General features: G+C 60.1%; 17 protein-coding genes. 2 read left to right on the top strand and 15 right to left on the bottom strand.

Annotation, left to right across the window (positions count from 1 at the left end; translation table 11 throughout):
• Positions 1–113: 113 nt before the first annotated feature.
• The 10 genes from rpsO to ACH2ED_RS02260 all read right to left on the bottom strand — a co-directional run bounded on the left by rpsO (position 114) and on the right by ACH2ED_RS02260 (position 9,364).
• Entirely contained in the window at positions 114–389 is a 276-nt protein-coding gene (gene rpsO, locus ACH2ED_RS02215) for a 30S ribosomal protein S15 (RefSeq protein WP_394794523.1), read from the bottom strand.
• Between the two features lie 148 nt (positions 390–537).
• Positions 538–927 carry a hypothetical protein gene (locus tag ACH2ED_RS02220; RefSeq protein ID WP_395088558.1) on the bottom strand — a complete coding sequence of 130 codons (390 nt, stop codon included), beginning with the start codon at positions 925–927 and terminating at the stop codon, positions 538–540.
• 106 nt (positions 928–1,033) lie between these two features.
• Positions 1,034–1,792 (bottom strand): acyltransferase domain-containing protein, encoded by a 759-nt coding sequence (locus tag ACH2ED_RS02225; RefSeq protein ID WP_395088559.1) that lies wholly within the window; start codon positions 1,790–1,792, stop codon positions 1,034–1,036.
• Complete coding sequence (locus tag ACH2ED_RS02230) at positions 1,789–2,544, bottom strand: NAD-dependent epimerase/dehydratase family protein (protein ID WP_395088560.1); 756 nt, start codon at positions 2,542–2,544, stop codon at positions 1,789–1,791. Before ACH2ED_RS02230 ends, ACH2ED_RS02225 begins: the two co-directional genes overlap by 4 nt.
• Positions 2,541–3,353, bottom strand: a complete 813-nt coding sequence (locus tag ACH2ED_RS02235) for an NAD-dependent epimerase/dehydratase family protein (protein ID WP_395088561.1) — start codon at positions 3,351–3,353, stop codon at positions 2,541–2,543. The genes ACH2ED_RS02230 and ACH2ED_RS02235 overlap by 4 nt, the downstream gene beginning before the upstream one ends.
• Positions 3,354–3,367: 14 nt before the next feature.
• Positions 3,368–4,708, bottom strand: coding sequence for a mandelate racemase/muconate lactonizing enzyme family protein (locus ACH2ED_RS02240; protein WP_395088562.1), 1,341 nt, complete (start codon positions 4,706–4,708; stop codon positions 3,368–3,370).
• Between the two features lie 19 nt (positions 4,709–4,727).
• The gene (gene holA, locus ACH2ED_RS02245; protein WP_395088563.1) at positions 4,728–5,837 is read right to left on the bottom strand and encodes a DNA polymerase III subunit delta; all 1,110 of its coding nucleotides are present in this window, start codon (positions 5,835–5,837) and stop codon (positions 4,728–4,730) included.
• A 3-nt stretch (positions 5,838–5,840) separates the two neighbouring features.
• Entirely contained in the window at positions 5,841–7,928 is a 2,088-nt protein-coding gene (locus ACH2ED_RS02250; protein WP_395088564.1) for a DUF4129 domain-containing transglutaminase family protein, read from the bottom strand.
• Positions 7,915–9,147, bottom strand: coding sequence for a DUF58 domain-containing protein (locus ACH2ED_RS02255; RefSeq protein ID WP_395088565.1), 1,233 nt, complete (start codon positions 9,145–9,147; stop codon positions 7,915–7,917). The genes ACH2ED_RS02250 and ACH2ED_RS02255 overlap by 14 nt, the downstream gene beginning before the upstream one ends.
• A gap of 79 nt (positions 9,148–9,226) precedes the next feature.
• Positions 9,227–9,364: a hypothetical protein gene (locus ACH2ED_RS02260; RefSeq protein WP_395088566.1), complete on the bottom strand. Its 138-nt coding sequence runs from the start codon at positions 9,362–9,364 to the stop codon at positions 9,227–9,229.
• Between the two features lie 100 nt (positions 9,365–9,464).
• Between ACH2ED_RS02260 and ACH2ED_RS02265 the strand changes: the two genes are divergently transcribed.
• Both ACH2ED_RS02265 and ACH2ED_RS02270 read left to right on the top strand, forming a co-directional pair.
• Positions 9,465–9,755, top strand: coding sequence for a hypothetical protein (locus tag ACH2ED_RS02265; protein ID WP_395088567.1), 291 nt, complete (start codon positions 9,465–9,467; stop codon positions 9,753–9,755).
• Between the two features lie 52 nt (positions 9,756–9,807).
• Positions 9,808–11,586 (top strand): L-fucose isomerase, encoded by a 1,779-nt coding sequence (locus ACH2ED_RS02270; RefSeq protein ID WP_395088568.1) that lies wholly within the window; start codon positions 9,808–9,810, stop codon positions 11,584–11,586.
• Between the two features lie 38 nt (positions 11,587–11,624).
• Here ACH2ED_RS02270 and cimA read toward each other — a convergent pair whose 3' ends face one another.
• Genes cimA through ACH2ED_RS02295 form a run of 5 tightly spaced genes read right to left on the bottom strand, consistent with a single transcriptional unit; the run spans position 11,625 to position 17,009 of the window.
• On the bottom strand, positions 11,625–13,190 hold the full coding sequence (gene cimA / locus ACH2ED_RS02275; RefSeq protein WP_395088569.1) for a citramalate synthase: 1,566 nt from the start codon (positions 13,188–13,190) through the stop codon (positions 11,625–11,627).
• Positions 13,191–13,232: 42 nt separating this feature from the next.
• Positions 13,233–14,363 (bottom strand): glycosyltransferase family 4 protein, encoded by a 1,131-nt coding sequence (locus ACH2ED_RS02280; RefSeq protein ID WP_395088570.1) that lies wholly within the window; start codon positions 14,361–14,363, stop codon positions 13,233–13,235.
• Positions 14,364–14,419: 56 nt separating this feature from the next.
• Positions 14,420–15,145, bottom strand: coding sequence for a hypothetical protein (locus ACH2ED_RS02285; RefSeq protein ID WP_395088571.1), 726 nt, complete (start codon positions 15,143–15,145; stop codon positions 14,420–14,422).
• Between the two features lie 2 nt (positions 15,146–15,147).
• Positions 15,148–16,206 (bottom strand): 3-isopropylmalate dehydrogenase, encoded by a 1,059-nt coding sequence (gene leuB, locus ACH2ED_RS02290; RefSeq protein WP_395088572.1) that lies wholly within the window; start codon positions 16,204–16,206, stop codon positions 15,148–15,150.
• A gap of 32 nt (positions 16,207–16,238) precedes the next feature.
• Positions 16,239–17,009, bottom strand: coding sequence for a sugar phosphate isomerase/epimerase family protein (locus tag ACH2ED_RS02295; RefSeq protein WP_395088573.1), 771 nt, complete (start codon positions 17,007–17,009; stop codon positions 16,239–16,241).
• Positions 17,010–17,324: the final 315 nt, after the last annotated feature.

The raw sequence follows: 17,324 nt of genomic DNA on the forward strand, positions 1-17,324 counted from the left end.
CTAGAGGTGCCCACGAAGGGGCGGTAGGTGCCCAAAAAGGACAGAAATGCACAAAGGGTGCGCCGCTCACTTGTCGCGGTGCACCCTTTGTACTCGGGTCGCGAACGCGCCCCTTAAAGCTTTGTGCGGATTGCGAGCCGCTGGCAAAGGATGCGGTAGCGCTCGATATCCGTGTTGGCTAGATAGACCAGCATACGCTTGCGGCGGCCAATCAGCAGAAACATCCCACGGCGGGAGTGGTGGTCTTTTTTATTGATCTTCAGGTGCTCAGTGAGCTGGCTGATACGCGCGGACATCAGCGCAATCTGGACATCCGGAGAGCCTGTGTCGCTCTCATGAGTCTTGTACTCGGCGATCACATTCGCCGTTTTTTCTAAGGGAAGGGGCATGGGGGTTACTAACTCCTCTAAAGGGTTTTTTTATATTAATGAGCCTGCGCTTCCGCCCCCCGGCGGTGAGCCGCACGCCTGTTTCGTGCCGTTATAAACAGCCGAACCCGATCACTCTACCACGGAAGAGTCTGCTTAGCAAGAACACTCAGAGATCTTCCTCGATCCTTCCTCGAAACACGCTACCGACGATCACAAGGCTACCCACAAACGCCACCACAACGGCAGGTAGTCGTTCCTGTGCGATAAACAGGAGGATGCCTACACCTACCACCAGTGCGCCTAAGGTAATCAGGATGCGTGCCGACGGGAGGGACTGGAGCAGATCCTCGAGGAACGAGACCTGCTCTATCTCCGGATGGTAAAGCGCCTCGCGATCCTGCTCAAGCTGCTCGATCTCTGGGTGATCCGGAAAACGTAGGCGTAGAATATGAATTACTTGGCCTGCGGCAGCCGTATCATTGGCATCCAGTAAGGTGCGAATTCGGTGTACCAGAACAGTAGCATCGTGTAGTGAGAATGGATGTGGATCTACCATAGTGCTTTGACGATCACTTTACCAATTTGTTGCTGGGTTTGCACGGGTAGGACGCGGCACCGCAGGGGATTACTCCTGCTCTGCACTACCGGATGCGTCAGGGAGCTTAGCGCTCGACCTCGCCTCGGAGCAAGTAGCAGCGCCCGGAGTTCACGGGCTTATCGGCTTCAAGCAGTGCCAGCAAGTTACGGCGCAGTGTGGTGTCGCGGGGGGCTGTGGCGGGGTCAACCTCGCGGTAGCCAAAGATAAAATAGCACGCACTCCCCGGACTATGACTGCCGGGGAGCAAGTGAAAGAGCTGCTGAAACTGATCCAGGCTTCCTCCCACGCCCGCCGCTTCCGGTAGCCAATCGCCGAGCATCCAGGACGAGCAGACAATGGCTTTGGCGGGGGGCAGCTCGGGGAAGTGGGTATCGAAGAATGGGAACGCCGCCGCGAGGGACTTCCGGCACTCCGCGATATCCAGCGGTGCCTCAGCGGGGATGTGCATCCCCAGCACGCTATCGCCTTTCTCCAGCCCAGGGACATCGTCCCACTGAGTCGTCTCGATTGCGAACTGAAGCCGCCCTAATCGGCAGAGCTTACCCGAGGCGTGAAGCCGAAACCAGCCTAGGTGCATTGGCGCGATCCCTGTCTTGCCGAGGGTGCGCTCACAGTGCCGCGTCCAGATGCCGACATCGAGCTGGGTGTCGGTGGTGATCTGGCGGGGAATCCCGCGCCGTGCGTGCTCGCTCCGCTCCAAGCGCACCGCTTCCTCGACCGCGCACAGTGTCCAAGCCTCGTCCCAGGTTTCAGGCAGCTCAGGGCGCTCTGCTTGGCCCGAGAACCAGGCAGTGAGTGCCGTCAGAGCGTCGTCATTGCTCATGTTTGCTCTTGTTTATTGTCGCGTTTATTGTCGCGCATTTGAGGCTCCCAGCCGAGCATCGCTTTTGCCTTGCGTAGGTTCATGCGTTTTTGTTGCCAGTCGCCGGAGATCATGAAGGACTGGAAGCCACCAAATGAGTTTTCGAGAGCCGCTAGAATAGCCCGCGCCACATCGCCCGCCTCGGTGTGGATATCTTGCCGCCCGTCGGCTGCCAGCGCGCGCCAGCTTTCCGCCGTCACGGGCAGGCACAGACGCAGGGCATTGACGGAGATTCCCCACTGCCGCCACGCCGAGTGCGCCACTTCCTCGCCGAGGCGCTTGGTGAGTCCGTAGTGGTGGTGGGCATCGGGCTGCGTGTCCTCGTCCCAGAAAAAGCGCTGTCCAAGCTGCTCATAGACCGACATGGAGCTGGTGAGCGCTGCATGTGTTATCCCCGCTGCGTGTGCCGCCCGAAGCGCGAGATAGAGCCCCGTGACATTCACATCGAACTGTGCCGTCGGGTTTGTGTTGCCATCGTGGTTGCCCATGGCCATGTAGAGCAGCTTCTCACAGTCCTGCGAGGCCACTTTGAGCGCCTCAAAGTCGCGAACATCGCCCGGGATCCATTCCGTCTGCTGCCCCTCCTGCGAAAGGGGAAGGGAATCGGGTTTCTTGAGGTCGAAGACGCGCAGCGCGTAGTGCGCGGCAAGATACGGCAGGATCAGGCTACCGACGTGGCCGGAACCGCCGATCACCAGGAGTCTTGTCCTCATGCCGTCCGCCAGCTCACTTGAGGCTGCCAGCCGAGAAGCTCTTTGGCGACGCGGCAGTCAATCAGGCCACGGTAGGGATTTCCCGCAAGCCAGTCGGCTTTGGGAGTGCGCCAGGGGACTTCCGCGAGCCGACGAGCGACAATCTCGTCTGTCGGATGGACGGAGGTCGTGTCATCGGCGGCGAGCAAGAACGCATGAAAGCCACTGATCTCCGGTTTTGTGAGCGCAAGACGGGTCGCCTCGGCCACATCGGTCACGTCCACGTAGCTGATCAAATCGGTGAGGTGCCCATCGCTGCTATTCTCGCTCCACTTGGGGTAGTGCTCCGCGCTGCTCACAAAAACCGGGCGGGGGCACAGAATCGTCATCTGGTGCCGCTGTGCGAAGTAGCGGCAGGTTTCTTCATTTAGGTGCTTAGAGAGCTGGTAGATATTGAACGAGCCATGCGGATAGTCGTCGCCGCCAGGCAGATGGATGACGTCGCGCTCCATCGCAAACGAGCCGAACGCATTGACACTGGAGTAGGCGACAACGCGCTTCACGCTGTGGGTCACACAGGCGAGCAGCACATTGGTAGTGCCCTGCACATTCACCGACATCACTTCGTAGTCTTTGCCGGGGACTGCCCAGGGAATCGCTCCCAGATGCGCCACCGCGTCCATACCCTGTACAGCGGCAGTGACCGCGTCCATATCGCGCAGGTCGCCCTGCTCCTTGTCAAAGGCCCGAACGGTGTGCCCGTGCTCCTCCAGCAGTGCGCACACCACGCGTCCGATTCGCCCCGCGCTACCCGTTACCAAAATTTTCATCGTCGCTATTGTACCTAATCCCAGACGGGGGCTTCTAGGCATTTTTGGTAGAGCGATGCCCAGTCCTTGGAGCCGTCGTCGTCCCAGACGGTGAGAGTGACGCCGGGTTCGTAGAGAGGCAAGTTCCCGCGCATAAAGTCCTCCCAGACACCTCGGCCACGCAGCGAGGCGCTGGCCTGCTCAAACTGGAGATGGGAGAAGGCGGGACCGGCGTAGTCTGGCGTCTTGGGCTTTTCCATGTAGGGGAAGTGGATTTTTCGCCCGCCCTCCCAGATGACCGTGAGAATATGGCGCGGGAACGCGATCCAGTGCGGCGGCTCCAGCCTGTACTTTTCCAGCGCAGCTTCGTCGAACGCCACCCCAAGCCCCGGCGCGTCGGGGACTTGCACATGGCCGTGTTTTATTGTCAGAGGCTCAATCAGCAAGTCAGCGGAGTAGTTATTGAGGCACGTGACAGCGGGCCAGCGGGCGTGAGTGAGCACGGCGGCAAGGTGTGCCATGAGCGCGGTCGTGAGCCCCAGCCCGACGAGCTGTAGGAAAAAGGGCATCTCAAAAGTCGCGGCAAGCTGGCCCTGCGCCAGTGTCGCCCCAACGCCTTGATTGAGCACGAAGCCATCGCACATCTGGCTGTGAATCACTTGGGGAAACGAGGGGACACCAAAGTGAATCGCCAGAGGGCGGCTGGTCTTACTGCGTAGCTCTCGGTAGGCGGCCACATCGCGCTGGGGGAGCGGCCCCTCGTAGAAGTTCACTTTCTCGTAGGTGTCGAGTTTTTGCAGAACCCGCGTCGCGGTTCCGACCGTGCCGAGCATGTCGTTGAAGTCCATGTCCAGCTTGTAGTGCGACGGGGTGACGGCGGAGATCGCCTCGACCTGGGCGTAGATATCGAACCAGGGCCGCGCTTTGATCTTATGATCCGTGTAGCCCGCCGCGACAGCATTTTTGGCTTCCTCGGCGAGCACCTCGGGAGGCATCTTCGTGTTCCACCAGGCCAGCGGGGCCCAGTCACGCACTTTCGGGAGGCCAAAGAGAGCGTGCGCCGGAACCCCCAGTGTCTTGCCCAGTGCATCGTAGAGCGCCATCTGCAAGCCCGGCCCAAGGCTATCGTCCCCGAGAAGGGAGCCCAGGGGTGCGCCGGTACCCCGCGCCACGGCCTCGTCACTGACCCGGCCCCAGCCGTAGTGTGGCAGTGTCTCCCCCCAGCCAACCACCCCCGACTCGGTTTCCACCCGACACACTTCGACGATCTGCCAGTTACGAACGAGCAGACGGTTCCAGGGTTCGGTGCGTGGGGTGTACGGAACGCGCAGCATCGTCCGCGTTATTTTCTTGATACGGGGTGCGTTGTGGCTCATTTTGTTTCTATTATTTTTGTTAGCAAAGCTCAATAACGAGGCGCTGGAGAACAGCCTGAGGGTTGTCGCCACCAGGCGTGACGCCTTTGAGCATCAGATCGGCATTGAGAAGCTTCTCTAAGCGCTCCTCCAGCTCGGCGAGCGTGAAATTGCGGGCTTGATTGACGTACTTATCCGCCATCCATGAGGTGCGTGGATTACTAATAATAGACGCCGCACCATCCGCGGGTAGGAGGGCAGCCACCTGGGAGCTCACGGGCTGGGCGTTGCGGCCTGCCATCTTTTTCTCGCCCAGGTACCGAAACTGCATCACGAGGCGGATCTGTCGTGCGAGGAGTACCAGGGTTCGGGGAGCGACACTATCCGGACGGCCACTCCCACGAAAGAGGCTATTGACATGCTGGAGCGCCTCTTTGGTCTTGCGCATTCCCACCGCATCGCAGAGCTTGAATATCACATCGTCGGGGCCACGTGAGAGGGTCGCCTCCACATCCAGCACCGTGATCCTCGGGCTCTGTCCCGCGTGCAGCGCCGCTTTCTCCAGCTCCGTGCCAATATGGCGTATATCGTCGGCGGGGAGCTGAGAGAGGAGCGCGAGCGCATCGCTATCAAGAGTTTTACCCAGGCGGCGCGTCTCTTGAATCAGATGTCCACGGAGGTCTTCTATTTTGGGCAGGGCGAAATCGCGCACCTCCCCGAGCTTCTTGACCGCGTTGGCCAGCTCCGTACTCACCGATGTCCCCCGCTTGACCTTGCCATCCTCGACCGTCGGGGAGCCGGTGTGCAGAACCAAAAGCCCTCGCGGAGGGATTCTGTCTAGCCCCGCCGCAAGACGCTTCTGTTCCTCGGTATCGAGCTGCTGCGTATCGCGCAACAGCACGACTTTCTTACCGTTGCCAAAAGGTACCGTCCCCACCGCGCCCAGAACCTGATCCGCACTCGCATGCGAGCTGTCGAGAGTCTCCGCATCGAAGTCGGCGAACTCGGGGTCGGCCTGTTTTAGGTAGAGAAGCGCCTCCGCCTGCTTGCGCTCCGCCTCCAGACCCGTGATCAAGATGACACGCGGGGCACCCTCGGGGCGCTCCTGGGGCTTTGGCTTCGTGGCAACCTTCGTGGAAATCCGTGCCATGGGCTAGTGCTTCCTCTCCTTGAGAGCAAATTTAAGTGCTGCCAACGCCTCTTGCCCGACGACCACGTCGCTCTCCTGGGTGGGTTGCCGTGCGAAAAGCGTGCGTTCACTCAGGCGGGCCAGGCGCTCGTAGGCACTGCCCACCGAGTCTCCCAGGCGCTGAGTAACCAGGGCGATGTGCTCCCCCACGGTCATGGCGCTCTCCCGTGTGGCCCCGTGGCGCTTGAGCTGATGGAGGGCGTGTTTGTAGGTGATCAGCAGCCGACGGGCGTAGAGCTCCTCTGCCGAGATAACGGTGCGTCCGGGAAGCATCCCACGGCGCCGTAGGAACTCCGCGCCGCCCACGCCTAGTAGCCCCAGCACGGCGATCCCCACCAGAACCAGTGGCCCCACGGGGAGCTTGCCTGCTTGCGCGCGGGGCAAAGGGGCGCTGGCGAGCGGAGCCATGGTCGCATCTATGGTCAGCACTGTCGCGTCAAAGGGAACCCAGCCGTACCCCGTAAAATACACTTCGCACCAGGCATGTCGGTTGCGTTCACGAAGGTGGTAGGCGTTTAGGTGATCCGGATCGGTCTCTCCTGCGTTGAAGCCGGTGGCGATGCGCGCTGGGATGCGTGCCGCGCGGCAGAGTAGAGTCACGGCGGTTGCGTAGAGATCGCAGTAGCCCACCTTCGACTCATTGAGGAACCACTCCGCCGGGTTGCGACCCAGCGGGCAGGCGGGCGCATCCAGAGAGTACGTGCACCGGTTGGTCACAAACTTGCGGATGGCTTCCGCCTTGTTGTAGGGCAGCCGCTCTGTCCCAATCGCTTCCTGCGCCAGGGTATCGAGCATTCCTACATTGGGTTCTTGTAAGTAGCGCTCCAGAATCTCCTTGGGATAATTGACCGACGAGTTATTCAGCTCCTCAGGACTGGCATTGGAGACATCGGCTTCCAGCTCGTAGGGGCCAGGGGGGAGCGCAATGTCCATGCGCCGTCCCACCAGCGCAAACGTGCCATCCACTCGGCGGTTAATTGTCCCTTGATCCGCTAGAAGCTGGCGTGGCTCCGCTAGGTGGATCATGGCGCGCGTGGCTACCAGGGGCTCGATTTTGGCCTTGACGAGCTGGGTCTTTTTGCGTATCCCTTCAAGCGCGGGACTGAACTTGAAGATATTACGTCCGTCCTTGCTCGTTTCTGGTAAGAGTGTCTTGCCGCTCAGGTCGGTATCAAAAGGAATCCACTCATTTCCCTTACAGGTCGCAAACGTACGCATGCGCCAGTAGTGCGTCTCTAGTGTGATCACACGGTAGATCAGCGTATCGCTGTCCGTAACGGGGCCAAGACCGACGGCAAAGCTGTCCGGGCTATCAAACGTAAGATGCGGTTTGGAGTTATTGCGTAGCTTGTTGGCCTCGGGGCTAAGCTTCCAGCGCTCCAGAACCGTGGCCAGGGACATATTGCGCCCGATCATCTGCAGAGGAACGGCAACAATCACGCCCAGAGTCCAGGTGGCGACCCAGAGCAGCGCCGCGGTTCGGAGCTGAAGTCCCAGGAGCGGGTTTTTCACGACAAGGAGCCGTCCGTGCGTGCCTGCCTGGCTCAGCGTGTGCTGGTGGGTCATTAAAAACAAGGCACAGTACAGAAAGATTCCAAAGCAGACCAGGGTAATCACATTCAAATTTAGAGTCGCCGCTAGGCCGATCATCGCCATGGACCACACGCAGCAAAAAAGCGTGGCTCCGTCTGTCAGCCAGAAAAATGTCGCGACGGCTGCCGTTAGAGTGAGTGCAGCCAGCAGGCTCATGTCGTTGGTGGATACCAGAAAATCAATGGGAAGTGACTTCCCAAAGCGAACAATCGTGGCCTGAATCACGAAGAAGAAGCCGATAAGTCCTATGGCACCTGCGAGCAGATAGTCACGGCCAAGAGCGCGGGATCTAAGGTGACGCGCCGTCAGCGCACCGACGGTGCTGAGAACCGTGAGCAAGATCGTGTAACTCGGGCTGATCAGCGGGGCAGTGAGTCCGAAAGTGGCCGCATTCTGCCCCAACAGAGCCGCGAGCATCAGAGGAAGCGAGCCCGTTTGGGGGGCGCTAGTGGTTCGCACGGAGGAGCTGCTCAAGGATTTTGCCTCCTTCTTCCCAGGGGGAATGTTTCTTTTCGACCGTTTTGACAAGAGTGGCGGGAAGACCGGGACGCGGTGCTGTACTGCCGCCAAAGCTGATAGGATCTAGATAGAATATCTGGACACTGTCTCCCAGCCCCAAGCGGCGGGTGAGCCAGGAATCAAGCGCCGGGTCGCCGTGGGCGGTTAATACGATGAGCCTGGTTCCCGGTGCCAGACGCTGTGCACTCAGGGTCGCAACAAGAGGCGTCTCAGCGGTGGCTTGCGCCCGTGCGAGCAGGTCAAACAGATGGAAGCGCGCGGCTTCCGGGTCGCTGGCACGGGCATCAATCACCGCGCTTCCGTGCTGGGAATGCAGCGCGACGCCGCCGCCACGGGCCAGCGTGCGATCTGCCAGGGTGGCTGCGATCTTCACGGCATACTCCAGGGTCGCCTCGCGTCCGTTGCCTGCGTGGGTATTTTGCCGCAGATCGAGTGCCAGTACCAGATCCTGCTCAAAGGCTTTTTCGTACTCCACCACCGTAAGACGGCCCGTGCGTGCGGTAGTACGCCAGTGGATTCGTCGTAGAGAGTCGCCGGGGTGGTACTCACGAACCCCATGGAACTCCAGGCCGTCGCCTCGCTGCGCCTTGCCCTCGCGCTCCCGTACCCCAAAGTGCCCCTCGCCTCCCGACTGCGCGACCCGAATCGGAATGGGGGAGGGGTGAACGACCAGCTCTGTCGTCGGGGCAAGGTCAGCAGTAAACGAGAACAGTCCCAGCGGATCCGTTGTCTCGATCTGGGCGGGGCCGAGCAAATGAACGCCCCGCAGGAGGGGCTCGACCTGATAGGCCGTCGTCCCCTGGTGCCCGTTCCAGGAGTCTAGCTTGAGGGCACTCCCGCCGTCATATCGGCGTACGGCTTCGGGAAGTACTTCCTCGATCTCTACAACACTGGCGGGAAATTTCCCTGTCGCCTCCACATCCAGAACAATACGCACCAGCTTGCCTTCGACCGCTGTCTGAAGATGCCGACGGTTCCCGGTGTAGTGGGTCGGTGCCAGCGCGACGAGGCCGTACGCGATGGGCTGGATGAGCGCGGCCATCACTGCCATCAGATAGAGATACTGAATATCCAGCAGAAGTGCCACGGTGAACAAAAAGATAAAGGCGACCGTTATCACAAAGGCCTTGATGCTACTGCTGCTGGTCTTACGTCCCACGGTGCTCATTGTACCTGCATCGTCGGAACTATAGGAAGTCGTTGGTAAAAGCCGCGATCAAATCTCAGATTTATTATTGCTACTCCGACTCATCACCCAGGCTGGCGAGAAGCTCGGCGAGCTGCCCAAACTTGCTTGCCATCGGTGCCCGAACCCAGCCCTCGATCTCCAGGGGAAGCCACGCCAGAAGCGCTGCGGCATCGTTGCACTCGCGCACCAGCTCCCGCCGCTCTTGCCGTTTTGGTGTTTAGGATACCTGGCATCGCATGAGGGTAGGGGATGGCGAATAAAACGCGTTTCTGTTACCCTACACTACGATGAGATACTCTGCGAAGCCGGACTATCAGATTGCTCTTGCCATCGTAGGCGTTAGTTTGGCGATCAGTGTCCCGTTCCTGAAACGGACACTTGCCCAGCCTGTTTCCTCCCGCCTCTGGATTTATCTGCTCCTGAGCCTCCCTGCTTTGGTCGCCGCGTTCCTTGTTTTCAATAAACGCAGTGCCCCAAAACTCCACGATCTTGCGCTTGGTGTGCTGGTCTTTACAGGTGGTCCAGGACTGGCTGCGCTTGGATTTGCCCTGTGGAGGATCGCCACCCAGCCCCGATAATTCCTTGTATGAAACGCCCACGGCCAGGCCCAATCCTGGGTACAATTATCCCATGAAGAAGAATGCACCGGTGAACCGCCTGAACGGTTCCCTTCCCAAAGTGGGGATTCGTCCGACGATTGATGGCCGCTACGGCGGCGTCCGCGAGAGCCTGGAAGACCAGACCATGGGGATGGCACAGCGCACGGCGGCGCTGATTGTTGGGAATATAAAGCACGCTTGTGGCCTACCGGTCGAAGTTGTGATCGCGGATACGTGCATCGGGGGCGCGGCGGAGGCGGCGGCGTGCGCGGAGAAGTTCGCCCGTGAAGGGGTCGGCGTCGTGCTGACCGTGACCCCGTGCTGGTGCTACGGCGCGGAGACCATGAGCCTCGACGCGACGGTTCCCACGGCGGTCTGGGGTTTCAATGGCACCGAGCGGCCCGGTGCGGTCTATCTTGCGGCGGTGCTCGCGGGGCACACGCAAAAAGGCATTCCCGCCTTTGGCATCTACGGCCACGAGGTCCAAGAGAGCGACGATACCAGCATCCCCGCCGACGTGAGTGAGAAGATTCTGCGCTTTGTGAAGTCTGGCCTGGCTGTCGCCTCGATGAGGAACACGAGCTACCTCGCCATGGGCGGCGTCTCTATGGGAATCGCGGGCTCGATCGTGGACTGTGATTTCTTTGAGAGCTTCCTCGGCATGCGCCCCGAGTTTTTGGACATGACCGAGTTCGTGCGCCGCATGGAACGCGGCATCTACGACCAGGAGGAGTACACTCGTGCCCTGGCCTGGGTGAAGGAGCACTGCCCCGAGGGAGCGGATACGAACCCGCCCGTGAAGCAGCGCAGCCGCGCACAGAAAGATGCGGACTGGGCAACCAGTGTCAAGATGGCGCTGATCGCCCGCGACCTGATGGTGGGTAATCCGAAGCTGGCCGAAATGGGATTTATTGAGGAGTCGCGCGGGCACAACGCGCTTGTCGGGGGCTTCCAGGGGCAGCGCCAGTGGACGGATCATTTTCCCAATGGCGACTTTCTCGAAGCGATTCTCAACACGAGCTTTGACTGGAACGGCATCCGCCAGCCCTACATTGTCGCCACCGAGAACGATGCCCTGAACGGTGCGTCCATGCTCCTAGGCCATCTTCTCACCCAGGGGGAGGCGCAGCTCTTCGCCGATGTGCGCACCTACTGGTCGCCCGATTCCGTGGAGCGCGTCTCCGGGCACACGCTCACTGGGAAAGCTGCGAGTGGCATCCTGCACCTCATCAACTCCGGCCCGGCGGCGCTGGACTGGACGGGGCACGCGCTCAAGCCCTGGTACGAGATTGAGGACAACGACGCCAAGCAGGCGCTGGCGGCGACCCAGTGGTGCACGTCTGATCTGGGGTACTTCCCGGCGGGCGGCTGGAGCACGGACTTCACGACGGTGGGGGATATTCCCTGCACGATGTTCCGCATCAACTTAGTGCGCGGCCTCGGCCCGGTTTTGCAGATCGCGGAAGGCTGGACGGTCGCGCTCCCCGATAGCGTCCACGATACACTCGATGCCCGCACCAACCCGACCTGGCCGACCACCTGGTTTGCCCCGAATCTGACGGGAGTCGGGCCCTTTGTGGATGTCTATTCCGTGATGAACGCTTGGGGCGCGAACCACGGCGCGATCTCTCGTGGGCATATCGGGGCTGATCTCATCACACTCGCCGCGATGCTCCGAATCCCTGTGGACATGCACAACGTCGCGGATGCCAAAATCTTCCGTCCGTCGGCCTGGACCCGCTTCGGTGCGCTGGAGCCGCAGTCAGCGGACTACCGCGCGTGCGCCGTTTATGGGCCTATGTATCGGTAACGGGCGGGTAAACCGGCCCGCTGAAAATCGCCACGGGTCTACGATTTCAGCAACCCATACTCAATCGAGTCCACAATCGCCTGCCAGCTGGCCTCAATTAGGTTCGTACTGACCCCCACAGTCGCCCATGAGTGCCCGTGGTGATCCGTGGACTCCACAATCGTACGCACTTTAGCTGCCGTACCCTCGCCGCTAGTGACAATACGCACTTTGTAGTCCGTCAGAGCAATGTCTTTAAGCTGGGGGTAGGCGGGTTCCAGCGCTTTACGGAGCGCCAAGTCCAGTGCGTTGACCGGGCCATCTCCCTCGGCCACGGCGAGCACTTCCTCCCCATTGACCCGCAGCCGAAGTGTTGCCTCGGTGACGGGAAGATCATCATGGGCACGCTTGCCGATAAACACCCGGAACGTGACGAGCTCAAAGAAAGGAGGGTAGCCGCCGGTGGCTTTCTTGAGGAGCAGCTCAAAGCTGGCCTCAGCGGCCTCGAACGAGTAGCCCTCGTGCTCCAGGCGGGTCACGGTGCGAAGAAGCTGCTTGGCGACCGGAGATTTCTTATCCAGCGCGTAGCCCAGCTCCGCTGCTTTTTGTGCGATACTGGCGCTCCCCGCCTGCTCACTGACCAGAATCCGACGCTTGTTTCCCACGCTACTGGGCTCGATATGATCGTAGGCACGGGGCCACTTGGAGATGGCATCGGCGTGGAGGCCCGCTTTATGGGTAAACGCATTTCGCCCGACAAACGCCGCTTTTGGGTTCGGGGAAAAGTTGGCGACCTCATCTACAAAGTGGGAAAGAACGGTCAACTCCTCCAGCGCCCCGCCGGGCACACAATCGAAGCCGAGCTTGAGGCGCAGGTTGGCAATGATCGGCACCAGGTTCGCGTTGCCCGTGCGCTCACCGTAGCCATTGATAGTTCCCTGGACTTGGGTCGCACCGGAGCGAACCGCAGCCAGGGCATTGGCGGTTCCACAGTCGCCGTCATTGTGCGGGTGCATGGCAATGGGCGTGTTGGGAAATGCGGTGACCAGTGCGGCAATGACCGCGCCCACTTCATGAGGGAGTGCACCCCCATTGGTGTCACAGGGGCAGAGCCAGTCCGCGCCGCCTTCCACGGCGGCAGCCAAGCAGGCACGCGCGTACGTCTCGTCGTCTTTGAAGCCATCGAAGAAGTGCTCGCCATCGAAAATCACTTCTTTATTGTGGGCTTTCAAAAACGCGACCGACTCGCGAATCATTGCGATATTCTCTGCCAGGGGAATGCGTAGGGTCTCGGTCACGTGGCGGCTGTGGGTCTTCCCTACAATCGTCACCACGGGGGTTCCTGCCTCCAGAAGACTCTGCAGAAGCTGGCTCTCCTCGACGGTTTCCCCGGGCTTTCGGGTCATGCCAAACGCGGCGAGCTTAGCGTTCTCCAGCGGTTCGGCCTTCAGGCGGGCGAAGAGTTCGGTGTCTTTAGGAACAGCACCAGGCCAGCCACCTTCGATGTAGTCAATGCCAAACGCGTCCAGCCGCCGGGCAATGCGCAGCTTGTCTTCCACGGAAAAAGAGACCCCCTCCATCTGGGAGCCGTCGCGCAGGGTCGTGTCGTAGATAAAAACTTTCATAGTAAAGCCTCCAAATTGTGCGGCTCGGATACCTATGCCGAGCTAGCGCCGACGGACTTCCTCAAAGACTTCCATCCAGCGGTCCGTGAGTGTTTTCCAGTTGCAGAGTTCTCTGGCATGAAGCCCGTTTGCTCCTAGAGTTTTCCGTAGCTCAGGATCATGGGAAAGTTGGCGCATGGCATTGGTCAGCGCGGGAATATTCTCGGGAGTGTCTACAACTATAGCCCCCGCGCGTACAACCTCCACAGCCCCGACACACTCTGGGAGAATCAGTGGCAAACCACAGAAAGCTGCCTCAAGGGCGACCATCCCAAAGGGTTCGTAGCGTGAGGGAAAGACGAAGAAATCGCAGGCGCGCATGACATCCGCGACATCACGTCGGAATCCGAGAAAATGCACGCGGTCTGCCACGCCCAGCTCCGCGGCCAGCGCGGGATAGGGACTGCGCAGCTGCTCTCCGATAACAGCGACATGAAGCCCGGGAACCTGCGTGAGAGCCTGGATCACGGCGGCTAAGTTCTTACGCGCCGAGCGGATGTCGCCCGCAAAAATAGCCATGGGGACACTGTCAGGGAGACCAAAGCGCGTCCTTGGGAGGGGGGTGGTCATAAATTCGTCGGGATCTGCGCCATTGAAAATGACTTCGAGTTTATGGAGAGGAACCCCGATGTCTAAAAGTTCTTGTTGCACACGATGGGCGCAGCAGATGATTTTTTCAGACTGGGCGAACGATTTGAGCTCCCCCCACTTATTGTAGGCCGTGTAGAGCCTCTGGTAGGGGGTCTTTGCACTGGCCTCCGCCATCCCGCTGGTAGCGACATATTTTCCCCAGGCATGATGGCAGAACTGCGCGTTGTTCACCTGGTGCGGGTAGGTAAGCGTGTGCCCGTATCCCAGGATCACATCGTAGCGTGTGCCGTGCTGCTTGAGGTAGTTATCGGCGAAACGGACGCCTTCGATGCCACGGAAAAACGCGGTTCTTGTCCCTAAAGGGCTCAGTGGCAAGGGGATATGCCTTGCCCCGCTCTCCAAGAGACTCGCCTCCACACGGAGCGCAATGAGATCAACCGCCCAGCCTTCGCGGAGTGCACGCTCGGCGATAGCCAGAGCGACACGTCCTTGGCCGTCTCCCTTGATAATATTGTGTGTGACAATGGCTAGATGTTGGGCCATAGAAAGAAGTCCCGAAGTGTCTCTGAACAGACGAAAGTTTCTGCGGCACTGTTATATCACGGCTTCCCTGATTTCTGAGTGTTCGCGTACTGCCATTCGAAGATAAGATCCTCCAGTATTTTCCGTCGCAGGATGTCCTCAAGAGCCTCAGGGTACTCTTTGATCAGAGGGTAGGCATCGAAGTGTTCCTTGCGAAAGGCAGGTGGCAGTGAGTCTTGAAAACGGCCCGTGTCGGACGGGATATGGACGTAGGCGGAGCGAATGAGGCTTGTGCGGGTCCCTTTTGATGCCTCAATCGAGTACATCACTGTGGCGGCGAGCTCATAACGCTTGGTTTTCATGTTCCAAATCCACTCTGAGGACACATCGAAATAGAAGAACGCACGAACACGAATGGGGATTTTCGTTCCACCAGGCTGTGTAGGGATACCGGCCTTGCGTAGCTCTTCCTCTGGGACTGCATTGGGCGGAATGTGTGTCACCGTTGTTTTTCGGGACCGAATAGGGGAACGGGAAGGCATCGGAAATTTCCCCGGCTTGGGGGAGGGACTGGGGGTGGGAGGAGCCGCAGGAGACGGTGGTAGGGTGGTGTACCGGTGGGTGATGGTCAGTTCGACAACGGTGGTATTGGCGAAGGAAAACACTGGATCTGAGGTCGGTAGGGGAGCGGGGGCTGTGAACCAGGCGAAGCCGCCTCCCACCAACAGTACCAGAAGCAGAACGGAGATTCCGATAAGTTGCTTGGGGGAGAGCGCCTTATCAGTGTCTCTCAGCGCTTGCATCTTTATGCCGAGAGCTTGGCAAGCACGGCATCGGCCATAGTGCTCGTTCCCACGGTGGACTCGCCAGGCTGCGCGATATCGGGGGTGCGCAGGCCACTTTCTAGCACGCTCTCGACGGCCGTCTCGATGCGCTTGGCCTCGGCCTCACGGCCAAAGCTGTAGCGCAAGAGCATCGCCACGGAAAGAATCGTTGCGAGCGGATTGGCGATTCCCTTGCCCATGATATCCGGCGCGGAGCCATGGCAGGGCTCGTACATCCCAAAGCTGCCCGCCCCCAAACTCGCCGACGGCAGCATGCCGAGCGAGCCGGTGAGCATCGCGGCCTGGTCGGAGAGAATATCGCCAAATAAGTTCTCGGTGACAATCACGTCGAACTGCTTGGGCCAGCGCACCAATTGCATCGCCGCGTTGTCCACCAATAAGTGTGAGAGCGCGACATCGGGGTAGTCTTTGGCCACTTCCTCGACGGTCGCCCGCCACAGCACACTGGTCATCAGGACGTTCTGCTTATCTACGGAGCAGAGCTTCTTGCCGCGCTTCTGCGCCGCCTGAAAGCCGACATGAGCGATACGTACGATCTCATCTTTGGTGTAGACACAGGTGTCAATGGCGCGATTGCCGTCGTTCTCTTTGGGGAGCCCGAAGTACATCCCGCCGGTGAGCTCGCGCACGACCAGCACATCTAAGCCACCTTCGAGCAGCTCGGGCTTGAGGCTGGAAGCGGCCACCAAGGCGGGGTAGCAGATCGCAGGACGCAGATTCGCGTAGAGCCCTAAGTGTTTTCTGAGTGGCAGGAGCGCCCCACGCTCGGGGCGCAGGTTCGGGTCAGGAATCACGTCCCACTTCGGCCCGCCCACGGCTCCCAGTAGCACTGCATCGCTGGCCTTGCACAGCTCCAGCGTCTCGGGGGGAAGGGGATGGCCGGTCGCATCGTAGGCCGCGCCTCCGACCAGCGCCTCGGTCAGTTCGATATCAGGAGCAACCGCGCGGAGGACACGGACGGCCTCCGCCACAATCTCAGGCCCGATTCCATCACCGGGTAGCACAGCAACTTTCGGCATAACGCGCCTATGGTACCACGAGAGGCTCCCCCCTAAAAACCCAGTACGCTCCGGGCATACTCCGCGCTGATCTTAGCTGAGGTGGCCGGGTCACCGCCCTCCGCGACGCGGTCTTGCTCGGTGGTGATCCAGTCCGGGCTGAGTGTCTTGACGACGCGCGTGGCCTCGACGAGCTTGACCTGTCCGTTGCCCAGCTCCGTGAACGTCAGGGGTTGCTTGGTTTCCAGATCAAACGTGCCATCTTTGAAGTGTAGGTAGTTGCTTCGGTGGCCGTAGGTATGCAAGAAGCTTACCAAGTCCTCGCCGCCACAGGCGATCCAGTAGAGATCGAAGCAGAAGTTGACGTAGGCGGGATCGGTATTGTGCAGCAGAAGCTGCATTCCCGTACTGCCCCCCGGTAAATCAGAGAACTCCCAGTTATGGTTGTGGTAGCAGAGCGAGATTCCCTCACTCTCCAAAACCTCGCCCGCCGCATTGAGCGTGCGTGCCGCTTCTTCGTAGCCTGCGGCATCCGGCCACTTGCCGCCCGCCATGAGGTGCTTTACCCCCACGACATTCATGTGCGCCGCCGTCTCACGCACGTGGTCCAGATCGGTGAGCGCTCCAACACCCGTGTGGTAGCCCGCGCAGGCCAGCCCCACATCCTCGAAGAGCTGCTTATAGTCGTGGGCGGCGACACTGGTGGTGGGATTGCCGACTTCTGCACCGTCGTAGCCCGCCGCCTTCACATCCGCCAGCACGCCGGGCAGGTCGTCGCCGCTGCGCTTGCCGAAGATAATCAGTTGAATGCCAAGTCTTGTCATGACTCGCATTTCGACAGGCGAGAATCGGATTCCTCTAAAACCCCAGGGCCAGCGCATCTATAATTGTGAAGCGCATACGGGTACATTCCCCGGAGCTTGCTCCGTGACCGCTTGGGATACGTGGGCATCTCTTAGGATGCCCACTTCTTCTGTGGCTTCGGCTCTCAGGCCGAAGCCTTCGGATAAATACCCCGGAGCTTGCTCCGGTCGGATGGTTATCAAAAAGGCGCGTGGAAACCCCGGCCTTCAGGCCGGGTGAGGAAACGTGATGCCATCCGTCCCTTGGGACGGATGGCCGGACAGGTATCCGATCGG

This window comes from Armatimonas sp., from assembly GCF_043757465.1.
Lineage (GTDB): Bacteria > Armatimonadota > Armatimonadia > Armatimonadales > Armatimonadaceae > Armatimonas.